This window comes from Steroidobacter cummioxidans (assembly GCF_003104955.1).
In genome coordinates, this window is the sequence record NZ_LSRW01000092.1 from 1 (window position 1) to 18,189 (window position 18,189).

Sequence of the window (18,189 nt, forward strand, 5' to 3'; positions counted from 1 at the left end):
AGCGTCAGATGTGTATAAGAGACAGGTGCAGATCATCGAGAAAAAGCTCGGCAAGACCGATCCGGCACTGGTGCTGCCGCTGCGCAGCCTGGCGCGCAGTTACCTGCAGGCGGTTTATTTCGTTGCCCAGGGCTATCAGCCGCTGGATTCCCGCAGTCAGATGGATGCCACCCAGCTGGAGCCCAAAGGCATCAATCCCAGATACCTCAGCAGCGATGGCGAACGGGCATTGCAGCGCGCGCTGGCGATTCTCGATGCGCAGACCGACACGTCGCCGGCCGTATTGACCGACACGTTGATCCAGTTCGGCGACTGGTATCAGGTGAAACATCAGCCCGAGAAGGCACTCACCTACTATCGGCGCGCCGCTGCGCTAGTGGCGAAGAGCGAGCACGTCGCGACCGAAATGGCGGTGGCGCCGTTGAGTTTTCCGGTGCGGATCTACTATCCAATGCCGCCGCTGGCGATGCGCAATCGTCAGCTGTCACCGGCGCAGAGCGAGGAAAAATTCGTGTCGGTCGAGTTCACCGTCACCGGGTCGGGCGACGTGCAGGATGCGAAAGTCGTCGAACAGAATGGCACGCAACGTCAGGCTTCCGAGGCACTGGAAGCGATCCGCGCGTCCCGCTATCGGCCGAAGTTCGTCAATGGCGAGCCGGTGGACACTCAGGGCGTCGTCAACCGCGAAGTGTTCAAGGTTCGCAAGCAGGAAGACGACGACAGCAAGTCCTGATCAAGCCCGTGACAACACTGGCGCCAGTCCGAGCTGTTCGGGCTCGGGCGGCTTGCCGTCGTCCTTGTTGTCCTGTTCCGGCTGCTTGGAATCGTCGTCATCCTCTTGCGGAGCCGTCGCTGCCGAACCCTTCGGATCCTTGGCGGGCGGCGGTGGCAGAGCGGGAACAGGCACCACGGTTTTCTTTTCTGTCGGCGCGGGAGCGGTAGAAACGGCCGGCGCTGCCGTGGGCGCCGCGCCCGGCGCAGTGGGAGTTGCGGGAGCCACCGGTGTATCGGCGGTCGCCGACTCTGGCAACAATCCTCGCATCACCGCTTGCTCACGGAATTCCACAGCGAGCTTCGCTCCCGCATCTCGCATCGCCAGCGCAGTGGCGGCCGACAACGGCGCTTCGCTCGACAAGCCCTGCGAGGGTGACGTGCCATACCCCGTGAAGCCCCACGAATCGGCGAGCTTGCCGTCGGGCAAATAAACATTCACGCGATACTTGATGCTCACTGCATAGAACGGCGAGCCAGCGTCACGCGGCGTGACGAATGCATATTCCTCGATGCTGGGCTCGAGAATCGCGGCAACGCCGCCCGGCACCTGCGTGCCCGCATTGACGCTATCCACCGGCACCACTCGTTCGAACATCGCGTTCATCAGTCGTGTGATGCCGTCGGCCTGCGCTTTGCCGAGCTCGACATGCCACTTGGTGCTCCAGCGTTCTTCTTTGTGAACGTAGGTCGCGAACTCGGCCGGCACGAACAACGCGACGCCAATCGGAATCTTCACCACCAGCGGCGGCGGAATGTTGGTGCTCGCGATCAGCTTCACGGGGCCACAGCCCGCCAGCAACACCATCGCGGTACTCAGACCGCACGCGGCCGCGGCCACGAGCTGCCGCCGGCGTGATTGCAGCCATGAGCTCGGGCGAGACAGCAGGCGAAAGTCTTTCACGATGACCTCAAGGCGAAGGGTCCGAAGCTAAGGCCTGAGCGACCGTCTCGCCAGTGGGCCCAGGGGTCGCATTGTCTCCGATCCGAAATCGCGGACCGCCGCGCGGCGGATCCTGCAGGCCGACGAACGACCCGCCATTGCGTTGACAAAGGATCCGCATCAGCGTCGCGAAGCGGATGCTGGTGTACTGCGGCGCATCGGGCCGCACCGGGAAACCGATACCGTGAATGCGCACGCGGCGCTCGCCGGTCTCATCCTCACGATTGATGATATCCACGCCCTTGACCACCGAGTCGATGGATGAGCCGGTGAACTCGTCCCCAAATACGTACAGGCTGATCTTCTTGTCCTTGGAGTGATACGTGCGGATCGCCTCGACGATGCCTTCGATGGGACTGGAGTTGGAGAACACGTTCCAGGTGCGCAGCCGCTCGATCACCGTGCGCCGCTGCGCCGGCGTGTCTGGGATCCACTTGCCGCGATAACCGCTGAACATGTACGTGCCTTCGTCGCTCATCACCTGGAAGCCCTTCAGCGCCGGATACACGTTGAGGGTCTCCTCGACCTTCTCCAGCATCATCGGCCACACGTAATTGAACATGGAGCCCGAGGTATCGATGATGAAGATGATGTATTCGCTGTCTACCGGAATTCCGCCGATCGCATCGTCCTTCTTGCGACGGAAGCCGGCGCCGAGCAGACGTTTCATTTCGTCGGTCAGCGTCTGCTGCGCGGAAGCCAGCCGGCCTTCGAGCTGATTGGCGACATCGGCCTCCTGCTTGGAGGCATTGAACTGACCTTTGACGTCGCTCAGATCGCCCTGCAGGCGTGCGATACGACGTTTCTCATCCGATAACTGTTCCTGCTTCGTTTTCAAATCGCGATTCAGGATATCGGCCTGACCTTCGATCTCGATCAGCTCGTCCTGCAGACTGAGCAATTGTTCCTGCATATCGTCCTCGGACTGCTCGATGCTCGGCGTCCGGATATTGCTCAACACCAGTAGCAGCACCACCGAGCCCAGCCCGCAGCAGATGCAGTCCAGGAACGAGATGCTGAAGATTTCCGTCTCGCGACGCGCGCGCTTGCTCATGGCCAGTCCTTGGACGGGCTCATGAAGGAGCCGCCGGTATCGCGCGCGGCGACCCAGAACGCACTCGGCGCCATCGGATCGCCTTCCATCGGCATCAAGATGACGTTGAAAGGCACGCTGCGCGGATACTTCGCGAACGCGCGCTCGAACAACTTCAGCCGCGCGTCGCCGTCGATGGTCTTGCGAATCAGCGGCGCGGACGCGCCCTGCGTCGGCAAGCCATCGGTGACCATGATGACGTTGTCCGGCTTCGGGTTGAGCGCGTTCAACGCGATGAAGGCGTTCTCGATGCTGGTGCCGTCGGCCGGCACGGTCTTGCGCAGTCTCTCGAGCGCATCGGTGAGCGCGTTCGGGTCATTGGTCTTGAGCCACTTGCCTTCCGAGCCGTCCACCAGCGGATAGGTTTTGGTGTTGAACGCGTAGAGCTGGAACTGACCTTCCAACGGCATCTGCGCCGCCAGCCACTCCACCGTCGACACCGTGCGACGCCACTTCTGTGACATCAGCTTTTTGGAGTCCGGCATGTTGCGCATACGCAGGATGTTGACGACGGTTTCGTCCAGCATGCTGGCAGACACGTCGACCAGCAGCAGGATGCGCTCGCCGCCGACCTTCAAGCCGGTCAGATATTGACGATCGCCCTGCCCGACGAAGCCACGCACGCGCGTGCCGGTCGCGCTCGTATCTTTGCTCGCGCCTTCCAGGCGGCGATTGCCTTCTTCGAGCGATTTCAAATCGGCCTTGAGCCGTTCGATGGCTTCACGGCGCGACAATGTTTCCTTGGTGGAATCGGCCAGCTCGACCTTGAGGCGCTCGGTCTCTTCCAGCACGCGGGTGCCCATGCCTTCGGTGCGCACCGACTCCTGGTCGGTCTCGATCAGCGAGTTGCGCAGCACCACCAGCTTCTGATAACCCTCCAGCACCTGCTCTTCCAGCTTGGAGACTTCGGCGCGCTGATCCTGATCCATGGTCTGCGCGCGCAGACCGCCTTGCGCATTGATCAACGTATAGACGAGCACGACCGACCCGAATGCACACGTGATGCAATCGAGGAACGACATGCTGAAGACTTCAGTCTTGCGGCGCGCCATCGTCGTTCACCAGTTGAATCATCTCCAGCGTGATACCCGGTGAGCCCAAGCGCAGCCGATCGCCGACCGTGAGCGCAGTTCGCCCGGAGACTTTTTCATCGTTGACGAAAGAGCCGTAGGTACTGTGATCTTCGACCATGACTGCGCCATTACGCCGCACGACCGTGCAGTGGGCGCGCGATACGCCCGGCAGTGCGTTCGGCAATGTCAGCGCGCGTTTGCCGGCATCGACCGCCCAGCCGATGGTCAGCGGCTGCTCGGTGATGCTCCAGGCACGGCCTTGAAATAAAACATGGGTGGGCCGCAGCTGTGGCGGCGTCGCGTCGAGATCCGACGATTGCTCTTCGCCCGTGTCGGCGCGCGGCACCGGCAGTTGAAAGATGAGAGCCAGCGAGTCCGGGCCGCGCCGGATGCTCGTTTCATATTGGAGCGCGCCCCATGCGGCGGCTGCAGGCGGCAATACTTGGATGGTGCAATCACGCAGCGATCGCAGCCGATCGAGCAAGCCCGGCAGCGACGCGACTCGCTGCGACACTCGCAACTCGATGGGCATGCCGGCGACGCGCGCGCCCTGCACGAGACGCAACAGTTCGAGATAGTGAGGCTCGGCAGCAGCAATGAGTTGCGCCCGGTCCATCTCCAGCTGCAATTCCCGCTCGCCAAATTGAAACGACAGCGTGATCGCTTCAGCCTGCTGCAATTCGCTCAGCCAGGCCGGCAACTGATCGATCAGTCGCTGCTCGCTGCCGGCTTCGTGCAGCGGATCGAAGCGGGTTTTGCGAACGAAGTTCTCGGCAATGAACTGCGCCAGGGTTTGCTGAATGCCCAGCAAGCCGTGGCGCACGGCGATCTCGTAGCGGCTGCGCTTCAGACCGGGATATTCACCGCCCGAGTATTCGAGCACGGTGAGCAGCGCTTGATGCAATTCGAGATCGAGATGCAGCACTCGCGCCGGCGCGGGTTCCAGACTGCACGCGGCGAGCGCGGCGTCGACGATGCCTGCAACACGCACGCCGGTCTCGTTGATCACACCGAGCAGCAACCCCAATTGCTCGCGGTTGTAACCTGCCGGCACCGCCAGCAGCACGCCTTCATTGTCCTGCTTGAAGCGACCGAGCAAAGTCTCGGCCTGCGCGAATGCCACGTCGGCGGTCGTGCTCGCCACTCGTGACGGGCGCGTCAGCGTCTGCGTGCTCAAGCCACGCCAGAAATTCGTATGCGCCAGCAGCGGCTTCACTCGCAGCCGTCGCAGTGCATCCAAGCCTGTGACTGTCGATTGATCTTCCAGCAACGCGACACCGGGCGCGTCAGCAATGACGTCCACGCTCTCGCCTTGCTTGCGGGCGACGACCAGTGCGGCGTCGATGAGCTCCAGAGCTAGCACTACCTCACCTGCATGTGCCGGATCAGGTGCTGGTCGATCCAGTGATCGGTGTCATGCACGAACTGCTCCTGCGACTGCTGCAACTGATGTAGGAAGAACATGAGGATCAGGGTCAGCAACAGCGCCACGAACGTGGCGTTGAACGCGATACCCAGGCCCGAGGTCACGCCGGTGATGTCGCCGGTGACCGCCTTATGGGCTTGCAACAGCGCGTCGCCGATGTGACGCACGGTGCCGATGAAGCCGATGGCCGGGATGGCCCAGGCGATGTAACGAATCATCGCCAGGCCCGAGTCGAGTCGATCCGCTTCGGAATCGCACACCGACTTCGACGTTTCGGCGGAGTCGCGGATGCTGCGCGTCGCAGAGAACCGATCGAGCGTGCGCTGTAACGCGCGTACTACGAGCGAGGATTTCTCCTCGGCCGGCAACGCCTCCAACTGACGCGCGTAGTCCTTCGCATCCTCGGGCAAGACCTTGATGCCCTCGGGCACGTGGATCAGCTCACGCTCGAGCAGCTTGCGCTCGCGACGAACCAAGACCGCCTTGTAGCCGAGGATGAGCAACGCCCAGATGAAGTGAATGATCTCGACTTCCTGCTCGGGGGCGTTGATCACCAGGAAGAACGAGCGCTGCGGCACGTAGTCCTTGTCGGCCTTCAGGCGCGCCTGCTCTTGCGCGACGATCTCGTCGCCATTGGGACGGACCCAGGACACATACAGCGCGTGCACGACCACGATGGTCGCGATCAGCGCAACCAGCGTCACGAAGAACTCGCTCGGATAGGCGACCGGACGGGTGGGACGAGCCGATGCGGCGGCGGTAACCATGGTGCAGTCCTGTCGAATCAAATATCGATGGGGAACGACACGTCGAAGTCGGCGCGAACCTGTTCCGACGGCACGAAGCGCTCGGGCGAGCCGCCTTTACCGGCGGCTCTGGACTTTGGGGGCGGCGCCTTCTGCTCCGGCGCGGCCTCCTCATCCTCTGTCTTGGCATTCTGCTGAGCCTGAGATTGTTCGTTACTTTTCGCTGCCGCGGATTCGCCCGAAGCTTGCGGCGCCGCTGGGGTCGCCGGTTTGGCGGGCGCCGGCTCGGCAGCCCAGGTGACCGTGCTGGTTGCGCAGGACGCAGCCAAAAGGATCAACAGTCGTAGCGCTTTCATATATTGCCCTCACCTCAAGCTGCGTTCTTACTCTGCATATCGGGCCACGCGGAAGCCCACATCGTTACGTTGACTGTCGCCAAAATCGCGCGCCGACAGACGCAGGTCCGTAACGCTCGACTGTCTCCAGCTGGAGCCCCGAATCACATGCTGCTTGCCGTCGGCCGGACCGGTCGGATCGACCGCGACGCCGCCGCTATCCGGACTGACAGTGTAGTAGTCATGCACCCATTCGGCGACGTTGCCGCCGATATCCAACAGACCCAGAGTATTGGCTGGAAATTTGCCGGTCGGCGCCGAGGCGGCGAAGCCGTCGTCGTAGTCCGGAATGACATCCTGAACGATCAATCGTGCCGTCACGTCGGCGTAATTTCCCGACCTCGGCGTCACCGGCAGCGAATCGCCCCAGGGATAACGCCGGAACTTGCCACCACCCTCGTAGCGCGCGACCCATTCCCATTCGGCGTCGGTGGGCAACCGATAGCCCGTCGTCAGCGGCTGCACGGCGACCATCCGGCCATTCTTGTCTTGGTATGCCGGTGGCAGCCCGTCCTGCTGCGACAGCCAGTTGCAGAACAACGCCGCGTCCTGCCACGTCACGCCCACCACCGGTTGATTGTCCAGATCGAGCGTGTGCTGACCGATGATGCCGGAGCGGTGCTCGGACTTGAACTTGCGGAACTGGCCGTTGGTGACTTCACTCACCCCCATGTAGAACGGCCGCTTGAACTGCACGTCACGCTGCGCCTCGTTGGCGCGACGGCCCGGCTCACGACGCGGGCTGCCCATGGTGAAAGAGCCCATCGGCATCAGCTTCAACGACAGGTCCGCCTTGCTGCGAATGTTGGCGGGCGTGGCGGCCAGCTTGGTCTGCTCGGGCGTGAGCAGCGTAGTCTCGATCTTCTGCGACACGCCAGGCCGTGGCGTGATGCTGGTCTTGTAAGTGACGAAACCGGTCTTGCGAATCTCGATCTCGTGCGTGGTCGAAACCAATCGCAACTTCTGATTCGCGGCGCCGGCGGGCTTGCCGTCGATGAAGACCTGCGCGTCGGCGGGTTGTACCGCAAGCGTCACTTCGCCGAACACGCCGGTGAGCGGCACCGACAACGTGCGATTCTCACCCGCTGTCAGCGATACCTCACGCGTCGAGGCTTCGTAGCCCGGCAAGGTCAGCACGACGTTGTGTGAAATGTCGGGTCGCAGCTCCAGCTGCACCGGCGTCTGTCCACGATACACACCGCCGACCGAAACGCTCGCGCCAGCAGGCTCGGAACGCAATGCCAGCCTGCCATCCGGCAAGCCGAGCCGGACCGGACCGAGATTCAGCGGCTCGTTCGCCTTGACTTGCACGTCCGTGGTCCAGGATTTGAACCCGTCCATGCGCAGCTCGACTGGATGATTGCCGGCGAGGATCTGAGTCGTGAGCGGCGTGACGCCGCGCTCTTCGCCGTCCACCAACACCTTTGCGCCCGCCGGCTCGGAGCTGACAGTGACTTCGGCCCACGCCGGCACCAGCTGCGGCGTGAATGTTTGACTCTTGCCTTCGCCAACGACGGTGAGCTCACCGGAGAAAGGTTGATAACGGGCAGCGGTGATCCCGACCGTGTGCTTGCCAGGTGCCAGCGTGAATTCGCCCGGCGCATCGCCGAGCTCTTTACCATCGACCGTGATGCGAGCTTGCGACGGCACGTCGAAATTCACGCGGCCCGGCAGCTTCTGCAGTTTCAGTGCGAATGTTTGGTTGCTTTCATTGCTGACCTTGGCCTGCAATTGCGCCGGCGCATACCCTTCCTGGGTGGCCTTGATCGAATAATCGCCCGGTCGCAACAGCACGCGACCGCCGAAATGTACCGCGGGCAGTGTGCCCTCGATCGCGACCTTCGCCTCGGCGGGATCGGTGCGCACGCTCACTGAAGTCGCGGTGAAAATAAACCAGAGCACGACAGCCACGAGCACCGCGGCAATGCCAACGACGATCTTCTTCAGATCCAGCGAAAGCTTGGGCGCCGCCTTGGTCGGACCGCTGGGACGAAACTGCAGCGGATCGATGCGCTCGGCATCGCCTTCGCCTCCTTGCAGGCGGGTGGACGGCTCGATGATGGGCGGCGCTGTGATATTGCCGCTGCTGCCGTCGTCGACTTCGACGATGCGCTGAGCGTCACGTTGCGCGAGCAGTCGCAGACGCGCCGCGCCGAAGTTGATGACATCGCCGCTGCGCAGCCACGTGGAGCCCTGCACCGGCACGCCGTTGTGAAGCACTTCGGCGCCATCGGCGGGCTGCACGAACAGCTGGTCCTCGTGCAATCCCAGGTACGCTTCCGCGCCCTCGGGGCGACCCGCCATGACGATGGCACTGCCCTGCCCGCCTACAGCGATCGGAAAATCCGTGGCCGTGAAGCGGCGCTCACCCAGGGCCTCGCGAACGATTAGCTCGCTCAAATCTTATCCTCGCAGCGAATCACGACCGGTTCCGGCGCTGCTCCCGGCACCACGCTGATCTCCCGTCGCACGTCGCGATAACCGGGCCGGGTGCCGACCACGGTGTAGCTGCCTGGAACGAGCTCCAGAGAGCGTTGCTCGAACGCGCCGAGGACACCAACGCGATAAATGGTCACTTGTGTGATGTTGTCCGAACGCAGGGCGACCGGCACCGGCACGTCGGCACGTGCCAGCCATTCGCCCAAAGTCTTGATCTGCCGGCTCAGGATCGGGCCGGGATTGGCAATGTTCGAGGCGCGCGCCAATGTTTCTTTGGCCACCGCCCGCACCGACTGACTGAACAGGCGCTCGGGCTGCGTGAGATACATTTCCAGCTGCTCGTTCAAAGTTGCGCGAGGCGACGTGCGAGCGACGCCGTCGTTCGCCGCCGCCACGGTCGAATCCAGCTCGAGCACGCTGCGATATTCCTTGAGCGCTTCGGACCATTTCTCCTGCGACTCCAGTTGCTGTGCCTCCTGCAACTTCACGCCAATCACACCGGTGCGTTGCTCCTGCTCGATCTGCCGCAACGCTTGCGGAATCTCGGGCGCATCGGGGCGAATACGACGCGCAGCTTCGAACGCTTCGCGCGCCTGCGAATAATTTGCGGCGGCGAGCGCGCTGTAACCTCGCGCCATCGAGCTTGCGAACGCATCGGCGGCCTGGCGCGACGTAATGCGCGCGATGCCTTCACTCGCTCGCGTCGCTTCCGTATCCAGCGCCAGTGCTTTGTGGAAGTTGTCGAGCGCGGCGGTAGCGTTGCCTTCTTTCTCCTGACCTTCCGCCGCCGTCAACAGAGCGAGCACTTGATCGAGCGTGCCCGCTCGCTTCAGTCCACGCGTTGCGACCTGATTGTTCGGCTCGATCTTCAACGCCAGCTCGAACGCACCCTTGGCATCTTCGGAACGGCCTCCTTGCAATGCTTCGGCACCCGCTTTCAATTGCTCCGCCAGCACCTGCGGCGCACGTTTCTCGACGATATCGAGCAACGGCGTGATCTCGTTGAGCTTCTGTTCCACGGCGGTGTATTCGCGCGCGGTCGCATCTTGATCGGCCGCTGCCAGCAATGAGTTCGCGCGATTGAATTCTTCACCGCCCCACTGAGCGGCGGCACGCGCATTGAGTTTTTGCAGGCGCTCGTCGATGGCGGCGCGGAGCTCTTCGGCGGCTTGCTTCGCCTTGGCCAGGGCCGCGAAATCGAGCGCCTTTTTCTCGGCCGGCTGTTCTTCGACCTTGGCAGGAGCAACGGCTGCGACAGCTGGTGCTTGCTGCGCGGGCTGCTCGCGTTCCACCACTTTGGGGAGCACGAAGAAGACTACCGCGACCGCAACCAGACCCAGCGCCACCAGCGCCGCGCCCAAGCCGCGTCGGAAACCTTGACGCCGCAAATCGTCCGCGCTGATCCGCGGGCCAGTCGTGCGCTGCCACTCGCCACGCAACGGCTCGCCCTGACCCGGCGGCGGACGCAAACCGGGCGGCTCGATCTTTACCGAGGCAGGCTTGATGGGTGCAGGCTCGTTCATATCGCTCATCATCGCAGGCGGCGGCAGACTCGCAAGCGCCGCGCGCAATTCTCTCTCGACACTTCCCATGTCCGTAGGCCGGTCCTCGGCGCGTCGTGCGAGCAGCCTTCCGAGCAACTGCGCAACGACCGCTGGCACCTGGACCGACGGCGGCGCCGGCTCTCGTGTTACGTCTCTCGCCGCCGCCGCGTCCGGATAGAACGGCGGATAGCCTGACAATAACTCGTAGAGCAGCGCGCCAAAACCATACATATCGTCGGCGACACTCACCGGCGCACCAGCAAGCTGCTGCGGGCTGGCACTAAACGGCGAGCCGCGCGTGAGTGCGCCGAAATCCGACAGCAATGGCTCGCCATCGGCACTCAACAAAACGTTCGCGGGCTTCAAGTCCCGATGGACGATGCCCGCGGCATGCGCTGACGCCAATGCCGACGCGATCGGAATCGCCGCGCGCAGGATCTGGTCGACACTGCGACCCCGCAGCTGAGTTAGATCGCCACCCGCGGCGTAATCCATCGCGATCCACGCGTGCTGCGCCGACCGCTGCAGTCCTTCGACTCGCAGAATATTCCGATGGCCGAGCGCCGCGACGCGCGCGTATTCGTCGTGCAAAGCCGCGCAGGTTGCGGTGTCCTGCACCAACTCCGCCGACAGAATCTTGACCGCGACCGAGCCGCGGCGTTCACGTTCTTGCGCGAGCCAGACTTCGCCGCTGCCGCCGCTACCGAGTCGTCGCAGCAGCAGGAGATTGCGAGACAGTGCCTGCCCGCGCTCCAGCATGTCGGATGAGTACTTGGACCGGGCGGTGCGCTATCCGCCCGACTGAGACTTGGGAGCCGGCAACTTCGACGCCGTTTCCTCCGGTATCGGGGTCACGGGCACCTGCACGCCGGTTTCGTTTTCGTAGAGCTCTTTGAGCAAGCGACGCCATTCGGTGTACTGCTCTTCGGCCGTGCCCTTGAGCTGCAGCGTGCGGCCTTCCACCTCGACCACCATGGGCTGAACTTCGGCCTGGAACGATTCACCCAGCTGCTTCAACGAGTCGGAGTGCAGCTTCACTTCCGCGCCCTTGTCGAAGCCGCTCTTCACCGCATACGCGCCGCCAAAGATCGCGCCGGTGGCGGCGGCCTGCCCGGCATATGTGTTTGCCTCGGCACCCACCACGAGACCGCCGACGATCGCCGCCGCACCGAGCAGCTTGCGAGTGATGGAGGCGCGCTTCGCTTCGTCCTTCGCTTCCAGCTCCGAGTAGCTGTAACGGCGCCAGTTGGTGTACGGCTCGGACATGTTTTCCGCAAACAGCGAGTAGTGCTCGTTGATGGTGTCGAGCAGCGCGTAGTCGCGCTCACGGATTCGATCCATTCGCTGCAACATCGGATCGTCTTCAGCAGGCAGGCGCACGACCTGCTTCACGCCCTTCTTGTCCTGGGTCATGTAATTGCTGAAGGCGTATGGCGCGAGATCGGAAGCAAAGCGCAGCTCGGATACCCGGCGCACGTTTTCCAGATCGGCGGCGGTCATCTGCTGCCGATACATGAGCATGTCGTTCGCCAGCGTGTTGTACATGTTCTGGAAAGGATCGCGCGGCTTGCCGGTCTGATCCTTATATGAGCGCGTATCGGCGAGCTGGTTGTACTCGCGCTTGAACCATTGGCGGCCGGTTGCGTCGACGACGGTGATCTCGGCGCGCAGCACCTGACCGCTCGATTCGATGATCTTGCCGGAAACATAAACGTCGAGCGCATCGGCGTCCTGCGGCATCACGCGCACCTGGCCCCACTGGCCGGTGCCTTCGAGCGTGTTACGCAACTGCATCGGCAGATAGCGCGCTTCGGCTTTGCGCACCTCGGGGAAGATGTGCTCTTGCTCCATCTTCTTCTCGTCCTTGGGCAGGTTCTCCTCGAACAGGCGCACGCCCACGTCGAGCAGCTGCGCCTCGGGTATCTCGGTTGCCGCCTGGATGGCCTTCACTCGCTGTTGCGGGCGAGTCTCGTGAGTGACACATCCGGCCGCGCCCAGGGCGGCCACCGACAGGAAAATTAGAGCAAGCGTGCGCTTCATAACTTTCAACCTGAGCCGTTCTTGTCGCTGCCTTACCTGCCCCATTGACCTGATCAATCGTTCCGCCAGTATTTGTTTTTGCTTAGCTCATCGAGAAGAGGGGCCGGTCCTGCGCATCCCTGCGCTCCCGCCATTCGGGCATCCTGCCCAGCACACTAGCCCCCCTTCTTATAATTGCGATACTCCTGCCAGAGTTTCTCGCGCAGCTCCGGATCGGCCTCGTTCATTGCGGCTTCGCGCAACTGACGCGCGACGATGTCGTCGTCGCTGCCGTCCGGAATACCCGCCGGTACGGTGTTCGGACCGCTGCCGCCGGCGGCACCGCCGCCCACGCCGCCGCCACCGCCCTGCCGGCCGCCACCCTGACCCTGGCCTTGACCCTGGCCCTGCTGACCCTGATCTTGGCCTTGTCCCTGACCTTGACCATTGCGGCCCTGGCCAGAACCATTGCCTTGACCCGCACCAGCGCCACTGCCTTCGTCGCCGCCGCCACCTTGAGCACCAGCGCCCTGGCCGTTGCCATTGTCACCGTTGCCTTGTCCACCGCCGGAGCCGCCGCGACCATTGCCGCGCTGTCCAGCGATCGTGGCCTGCTCGGCGCGCATGCGGCCGTCGAAGATGCCGAATGATTCGTCGAACTTGCGATCGATTTGCGCGGTGCGCTCGCCACCGGTCATCGGACCGCCGCCGCCACCACCGCCGGCATCGCCGCCACCTTGCGAACCTTGAGCACCACCGCCTTGAGAGCCTTGGGCACCGCCACCGCCGGCTCCGCCCCCGGCCGACGGAAAACCTCCGCCGCCGCCTGCAGCGCCGCCGCCACCCATTGCGCCGGCTCCACCTGCGGCACCATTGCCGCCCTGAGAACCACCGCCCTGCATTCCACCGCCACCCGCAGCGCCGCCAGCGGATCCACCACCCTGCGCACCGCCTCCACCTTGCATGCCGCCGGCATTCGCTCCAGCACCACCCGCTGCACCGCCACCTTGCATGCCTCCGGCTGCGCCGCCGCCCATCGAGCCGGCTGAGCCTGCGGCACCGCCGCCAGCCGCACCACCCGCTGAACCGCCGCCACCGGCTGATCCGCCGGATGCGCCACCGCCGCCGCTGGATCCTTTGAAGACACTTTCGCTTGGAGAGCCGCCGCCGGATGTGCCGCCGCTCGAAGAATCTTGCGCGCCGGCCGAACCGCCACCGCCTGCTGCACCACCACCGCTGTTTCCGCCGCCGCCCGAGTCAGTGCTCGGCAAGCCACCACTTTGTTGACCGCCAGCACCGCCAGTACTCGGCGAAGGCAATCCAACCGACGGCAAGCCCGCGCCAGGCAGCGAAGTGCCGACTGTCACATTCGGACCGGAAGAACCGCCGCCGTTTTGTCCGCCGCTCGAGCCTGAAGCGCCGCCCGCAGCACCGCCTGACTGGCCGCCAGCTCCGCCGGCCGAACCGCCTTGCGAGCCACCGCCCTGACTGCCGCCACTCTGTGATCCGCCGGAGCTGCCGCCCGACGAGCCGCCGCCACTCTGTCCACCGGACTGACTGCCCCCCATGGAGCCCTGACTGCCGCCCTGAGATGAGCTCGAAGAAGATGAAGAGGACGCGCCGCCACTACCGCTGGATCCACCAGACGAAGGCATGCCGCCACTGGAGCGGCTGCCACCGCTCGAACCGCCACTGGGCATGCTGCTCGATGAGCCGCCGGAAGAACCGCCGCCGCTCGATCCCGAAGAACCGGATGAGCCGCCCGAGGATCCCGACGAGCCACCGCTCGGCATGCTCGACGGCATGGAGGAAGACGAGGATTGCTGCTGACCGGCGCAACCACCCATGAGCAAGGCAGACACAGAGCTGACCAGCACACAATGCACGGCGATCGTCAGCAGACGCTTGGACGTCAGCGACGCGTTTGGCCCGGTGGCCGGAATCCGGGTGGCTTCACTCTGCATGTCCTCTCCTTGCATTCCCCAAGCGCACATGAGGACACATGGCGCCAAAGGAACTGTGCGACCGATCAGCTGAACGCGCGCTGACCATGTCGGTCGAGGTCAGCGCACGCTCGATGCCTGTGCCGCCTCGACATCAATGCGCGAAAACACGAGCTCGGTTCGACGTGGCCGTTCACTTACGTGACACCGCCGCCGTCTCCTCGTCTCCCGTGCCCAACAAAAACGACTTCAATTGCCCGGCGAGCCGATTGCACGCCGTGCTCTGCACCGGTGCGATCAACGGAATCGGAGCAATGGCGCCGATCATGACCGACGTGCCTTTCACGTCGGTGGTGAGACTGCCGGCACTGATGCCCTGGCGCAGATCCCAGACCGTCGCTTCGTAATCGGATGACTTCTCCCACCAACCCAATCCCAGACAGCCCGCGCCGCCCGGCCCGGCTGCGCAGGCGATGCTGCCGCCGCCATCGGTCTTTTGCGTCACGCCGTCGACCCACACGATGTAACGCACGCCCATCTCAGCGACGCGCTCGGAAACGCCGGGACGCGCGAGAAATGCAGTGAAGCCCTGCGCATTGGCGGGCGCGGTGCTGGGCTCGAGCCAGGGATACAATGCGTCGACGAAATAATGGTCCGCGTAAATCTGGAAGGGGCCCTTGCTCAGATTACTGCGCGGTTGGAAGTCCTTGCCGCCGCGTTGCCTCTGGGCAACGCCAGCGGAGACCGCTTCTCCGACCAGCTCGCGCTCCAGGCAATCCAGAAATTTATCTTCCGTGCCCGTGCCTTCCAGATGCGGCTTGGCCAGCAACACGATCGCGTCTTGCGAGCTGATTTGCGTCGGCGCCTCACGCAGCTCCTCGATCTTCGCAGTCATGCAACCGCTGATCAGGAGCGTTGTGCCCGTCATCGCGATGGCCATCGCGAGACGCGCCGAGACAGTGCCGCCAGAGTTCATTGATCTTCTCCTGGGAGTTCATGGACGCTCGGATCTGTTGCCATCCCTCCGCCCCGCGGCTTCGGTCAACGAAGCATTTCAACCAGTTGCCACATTGCCGAAGTCAGGGAAGACAATTAATCCAAGCTTCCGTAGGTCTCGAACAGTCCGTCCTGAAGCGTTCGCTGAGTTACGGCGATCCGATTCGCCTCCTGCGCCGGTTCACCGGTCGCGTCGCGCCGACCTTTACGATTCAGTATACGCCAGCCATTCATACGTCAATGCCGGGAAAACGCGCAAGCACGTGAGCGCTTGATTTGCGAGTCGAGGCGCGAATGTCAAATGGGCCCTTGGGCCAATGCAGCGGTGAGCGCGAAAGTGACAGCCGTGTAAGCGTGCGACGGCGCTTCAAAGCAACGACAATTGCCGGGACTCGCCGCTACTTGCAGTGGAGCCCGCAACAAACAACGTCGTGTTGTGCACAAATCTCTCGCGATGTTTGAGGCCGTATCGAGCGCACGCCGCCGCGAACCGCTGCGCCAATAATTCGGCGTATTGCCCTTCACCGCGCTGACGATGGCCCCAGCGCGGGTCATTGTCTCGCCCGGCGCGCATGTCATGCAGTCTCGACCAGACGTGCTTGGCCTTCAGCGGCTCGTGCTGGTCGAGCCATTCGCGAAATAAATCCTTCAGCTCGTACGGTAAGCGCAGTAGTACATAACCGGCCGAGCGCGCGCCGGCGGCAGCCGCGGCCTCGATAATTTTTTCCAGCTCAGCGTCAGTGAGTACCGGAATGATGGGCGCCACCATCACACCTACGGGTATTCCGGCGGCACTCAAACTGCGAATGGCTCGCAGTCGCGCGGCCGGCGAGGCTGTGCGCGGCTCGAGCGTACGCTTGAGGTCGTTGTCGAGCGTGGTAACGCTGACCAGCGTGTAAACCAGGTTGTCCCTGGCCAGCGGCGCGAGCAGGTCGATATCCCGCTCGATCATGGCGCTCTTGGTAATGATGGAGAAAGGATGCCGACGCCTGGCCAGCACTTCGATGATGCTGCGAGTTACCCGATACTCGCGCTCGATGGGCTGATAAGGATCGGTATTGGCGCCGATCGTGATCGGCGAGCAGCGATAGTTGCGCGCCGACAGCTCTTCTTCCAGCAACCGCGCGGCATCCGCCTTGTAGAACAGCTTGGTCTCGAAATCGAGGCCTGGCGACAGATTCAGGTAGCCGTGCGACGGCCGCGCGTAACAATAGATGCAGCCGTGCTCACAGCCCCGATAGGGATTGATCGACTGATCGAAGGGAATATCAGGCGACTTGTTGCGACTGATGATGGAGCGCGCTGGTTCCGGCTGCACCGTGGTCTGTAGCGGGGGCAACTGCTCGTCCAGACTGGTCGCTTCATTGGCCCAACCATCGTCCACGACTTCAACGCGCGTGGGTTCAAAGCGCCCAGCAGGATTCGACACGGCGCCGCGTCCAATGCGAACAGCAGGGCGAATCGGGCTGGGCATGGCAGGATCGTACTGGATATAAACCCAGGAGAGCAAGCCGTCAGGCGCGCTATTTTTTCTGCTCGGGGAACTGCTGCATGCTCCACAGCACTGGAAAGAATCGCGCCCACAAGCCGGTGACCACGAGCGTCGCGACGCCGCCGATGATTACGGCGCGCACGGCGCCCCACCACTTCGCCATCACACCGGATTCGAAATCGCCCAGCTCGTTCGACGCACCGATGAACACCGAGCTGACCGCGCTGACGCGGCCGCGAATGTAATCCGGCGTGTCCAGCTGCACGAGCAGATGACGCACATACACGCTCACCATGTCGGACGCACCGAGCACGACCAATGCCAGCATGGACAAATAGAAGTTGGTGCTGAGACCGAACACGATGGTCGCGACCCCAAACGTCGCGACACCACCGAACATCCACAGTCCGACGTGCCGCGAGATCGGGCTCAACGCCAGCAACAAGCCGCACGCAGCGGCACCGATGCCCGGCGCGGTTCGTAACAGACCGAGCCCGGTCGGACCGACGTGAAGAATGTCACTGGCGAACATCGGCATCAGCGCGGTGGCGCCGCCGAGCATCACTGCGAACAGATCCAGTGAGATCGCGCCCAACACCACGGGCCGCGAGCGTACGAATTTCAGTCCAGACAGCAGCGCCTCCAAGCTCAACGGCGCGCGCGTGGCATTCGCCGGCTCACTCGCGCCACGCACTTGAAACATCAATAGCGCGGCGGTCAACGCCAGCGTCATGACGGTCGCGTAAACGACCGACGGGCCCGCCAGGTAGAGCACGCCGCCGACCGCGGGGCCAATGATCGTCGCGACTTGCTGAGAGGATGAGTTCAACGCGACGGCACGCCGGAACGCGTCGGTCGGCACCAGGTTCGGCAACAGCGACTGCGCCCCCGGCATCGCGAACGCGCGAGAGGCACCCAGCACCATCATGACCAGAAAGATCGGCCACGCGGATAGAAATCCGTGCAGCGTCATGAGCAGCAACGCCAGCGCGCAGACCGAACTCGTCAGATAGCACGTGGTGACGATGCGAGCGCGGTTGTAATTGTCCGCGGCATGGCCGGCCGGCAGGATCAGCGTGACGAACGGAATGAACTGCGACAGCCCGATCAAGCCCAGGTCGAGCGGATCGCCGGTGATGTCGTACATCTGCCAGCCCACCGCGACGACCTGGATCTGCGCGCCGAGCGAGGCAAGAAAGCGACCGCCGATGAAGCGCAGAACATTGGGGTGGCGCAGCACGCTGGGCGCGCTCGGACTGGTCATGCGGTGCCGGGGGAGGAAGCCGTTACAGACGCGCCAGGATACTGG

At 63.5% G+C, this 18,189-nt stretch carries 16 protein-coding genes; 2 read left to right on the top strand and 14 right to left on the bottom strand.

Annotated elements, in window-relative coordinates; all coding sequences use genetic code 11:
• Positions 1-733, top strand: a 733-nt coding sequence (locus D0550_RS30815) for a TonB family protein (protein ID WP_206606641.1), incomplete at its 5' end; no start/stop codon positions are given.
• Here the strand turns inward: D0550_RS30815 and D0550_RS30820 are convergent.
• The 11 genes from D0550_RS30820 to D0550_RS35080 form a co-directional block, all read right to left on the bottom strand.
• Positions 734-1,675 carry a hypothetical protein gene (locus D0550_RS30820; protein ID WP_116813032.1) on the bottom strand — a complete coding sequence of 314 codons (942 nt, stop codon included), beginning with the start codon at positions 1,673-1,675 and terminating at the stop codon, positions 734-736. It lies immediately after the preceding gene.
• 7 nt (positions 1,676-1,682) lie between these two features.
• Complete coding sequence (locus D0550_RS30825) at positions 1,683-2,768, bottom strand: hypothetical protein (RefSeq protein WP_206606642.1); 1,086 nt, start codon at positions 2,766-2,768, stop codon at positions 1,683-1,685.
• On the bottom strand, positions 2,765-3,859 hold the full coding sequence (locus tag D0550_RS30830; RefSeq protein ID WP_116813033.1) for a vWA domain-containing protein: 1,095 nt from the start codon (positions 3,857-3,859) through the stop codon (positions 2,765-2,767). The genes D0550_RS30825 and D0550_RS30830 overlap by 4 nt, the downstream gene beginning before the upstream one ends.
• Positions 3,840-5,243: an FHA domain-containing protein gene (locus D0550_RS30835; RefSeq protein WP_116813034.1), complete on the bottom strand. Its 1,404-nt coding sequence runs from the start codon at positions 5,241-5,243 to the stop codon at positions 3,840-3,842. Before D0550_RS30835 ends, D0550_RS30830 begins: the two co-directional genes overlap by 20 nt.
• The gene (locus tag D0550_RS30840) at positions 5,243-6,073 is read right to left on the bottom strand and encodes a MotA/TolQ/ExbB proton channel family protein (RefSeq protein WP_116813035.1); all 831 of its coding nucleotides are present in this window, start codon (positions 6,071-6,073) and stop codon (positions 5,243-5,245) included. The genes D0550_RS30835 and D0550_RS30840 overlap by 1 nt, the downstream gene beginning before the upstream one ends.
• 17 nt (positions 6,074-6,090) lie before the next feature.
• A complete protein-coding gene (locus D0550_RS30845) occupies positions 6,091-6,408 on the bottom strand; it encodes a hypothetical protein (protein ID WP_116813036.1) in 318 nt (105 codons plus the stop codon).
• Positions 6,409-6,435: 27 nt separating this feature from the next.
• Positions 6,436-8,847 carry a PEGA domain-containing protein gene (locus D0550_RS30850; protein ID WP_116813037.1) on the bottom strand — a complete coding sequence of 804 codons (2,412 nt, stop codon included), beginning with the start codon at positions 8,845-8,847 and terminating at the stop codon, positions 6,436-6,438.
• Complete coding sequence (locus D0550_RS30855) at positions 8,844-11,189, bottom strand: serine/threonine-protein kinase (RefSeq protein ID WP_116813038.1); 2,346 nt, start codon at positions 11,187-11,189, stop codon at positions 8,844-8,846. The genes D0550_RS30850 and D0550_RS30855 overlap by 4 nt, the downstream gene beginning before the upstream one ends.
• A gap of 30 nt (positions 11,190-11,219) precedes the next feature.
• The gene (locus tag D0550_RS30860) at positions 11,220-12,470 is read right to left on the bottom strand and encodes a hypothetical protein (RefSeq protein WP_116813039.1); all 1,251 of its coding nucleotides are present in this window, start codon (positions 12,468-12,470) and stop codon (positions 11,220-11,222) included.
• A gap of 155 nt (positions 12,471-12,625) precedes the next feature.
• Entirely contained in the window at positions 12,626-13,147 is a 522-nt protein-coding gene (locus tag D0550_RS30865) for a hypothetical protein (protein WP_153067434.1), read from the bottom strand.
• Positions 13,144-13,746: a hypothetical protein gene (locus tag D0550_RS35080; protein ID WP_161966158.1), complete on the bottom strand. Its 603-nt coding sequence runs from the start codon at positions 13,744-13,746 to the stop codon at positions 13,144-13,146. The genes D0550_RS30865 and D0550_RS35080 overlap by 4 nt, the downstream gene beginning before the upstream one ends.
• Before the next feature lie 356 nt (positions 13,747-14,102).
• Here D0550_RS35080 and D0550_RS35085 point away from each other — a divergent pair, with 356 nt between their 5' ends.
• Positions 14,103-14,279: a hypothetical protein gene (locus D0550_RS35085; RefSeq protein WP_161966159.1), complete on the top strand. Its 177-nt coding sequence runs from the start codon at positions 14,103-14,105 to the stop codon at positions 14,277-14,279.
• Between the two features lie 306 nt (positions 14,280-14,585).
• Here the strand turns inward: D0550_RS35085 and D0550_RS30875 are convergent, their stop codons facing one another.
• The 3 genes from D0550_RS30875 to D0550_RS30885 form a co-directional block, all read right to left on the bottom strand.
• A complete protein-coding gene (locus D0550_RS30875) occupies positions 14,586-15,368 on the bottom strand; it encodes a hypothetical protein (protein WP_116813041.1) in 783 nt (260 codons plus the stop codon).
• Positions 15,369-15,755: 387 nt separating this feature from the next.
• Positions 15,756-16,862, bottom strand: coding sequence for a PA0069 family radical SAM protein (locus D0550_RS30880; protein ID WP_116813042.1), 1,107 nt, complete (start codon positions 16,860-16,862; stop codon positions 15,756-15,758).
• Positions 16,863-16,911: 49 nt separating this feature from the next.
• The gene (locus tag D0550_RS30885) at positions 16,912-18,144 is read right to left on the bottom strand and encodes an MFS transporter (RefSeq protein ID WP_116813043.1); all 1,233 of its coding nucleotides are present in this window, start codon (positions 18,142-18,144) and stop codon (positions 16,912-16,914) included.
• Between the last annotated feature and the right edge of the window lie 45 nt (positions 18,145-18,189).

What these genes read in the sequence shown, in the direction of transcription:
- D0550_RS35085 (WP_161966159.1), top strand. Translation starts at nt 14,103, where the DNA reads ATGCCGCCACTGGAGCGGCTGCCACCGCTCGAACCGCCACTGGGCATG.
- D0550_RS30830 (WP_116813033.1), bottom strand. Translation starts at nt 3,859, where the DNA reads ATGGCGCGCCGCAAGACTGAAGTCTTCAGCATGTCGTTCCTCGATTGC.
- D0550_RS30880 (WP_116813042.1), bottom strand. Translation starts at nt 16,862, where the DNA reads ATGCCCAGCCCGATTCGCCCTGCTGTTCGCATTGGACGCGGCGCCGTG.
- D0550_RS30860 (WP_116813039.1), bottom strand. Translation starts at nt 12,470, where the DNA reads ATGAAGCGCACGCTTGCTCTAATTTTCCTGTCGGTGGCCGCCCTGGGC.
- D0550_RS30875 (WP_116813041.1), bottom strand. Translation starts at nt 15,368, where the DNA reads ATGAACTCTGGCGGCACTGTCTCGGCGCGTCTCGCGATGGCCATCGCG.
- D0550_RS30885 (WP_116813043.1), bottom strand. Translation starts at nt 18,144, where the DNA reads ATGACCAGTCCGAGCGCGCCCAGCGTGCTGCGCCACCCCAATGTTCTG.
- D0550_RS30845 (WP_116813036.1), bottom strand. Translation starts at nt 6,408, where the DNA reads ATGAAAGCGCTACGACTGTTGATCCTTTTGGCTGCGTCCTGCGCAACC.
- D0550_RS30865 (WP_153067434.1), bottom strand. Translation starts at nt 13,147, where the DNA reads ATGACCGGTGGCGAGCGCACCGCGCAAATCGATCGCAAGTTCGACGAA.
- D0550_RS30855 (WP_116813038.1), bottom strand. Translation starts at nt 11,189, where the DNA reads ATGCTGGAGCGCGGGCAGGCACTGTCTCGCAATCTCCTGCTGCTGCGA.
- D0550_RS30825 (WP_206606642.1), bottom strand. Translation starts at nt 2,768, where the DNA reads ATGAGCAAGCGCGCGCGTCGCGAGACGGAAATCTTCAGCATCTCGTTC.
- D0550_RS30840 (WP_116813035.1), bottom strand. Translation starts at nt 6,073, where the DNA reads ATGGTTACCGCCGCCGCATCGGCTCGTCCCACCCGTCCGGTCGCCTAT.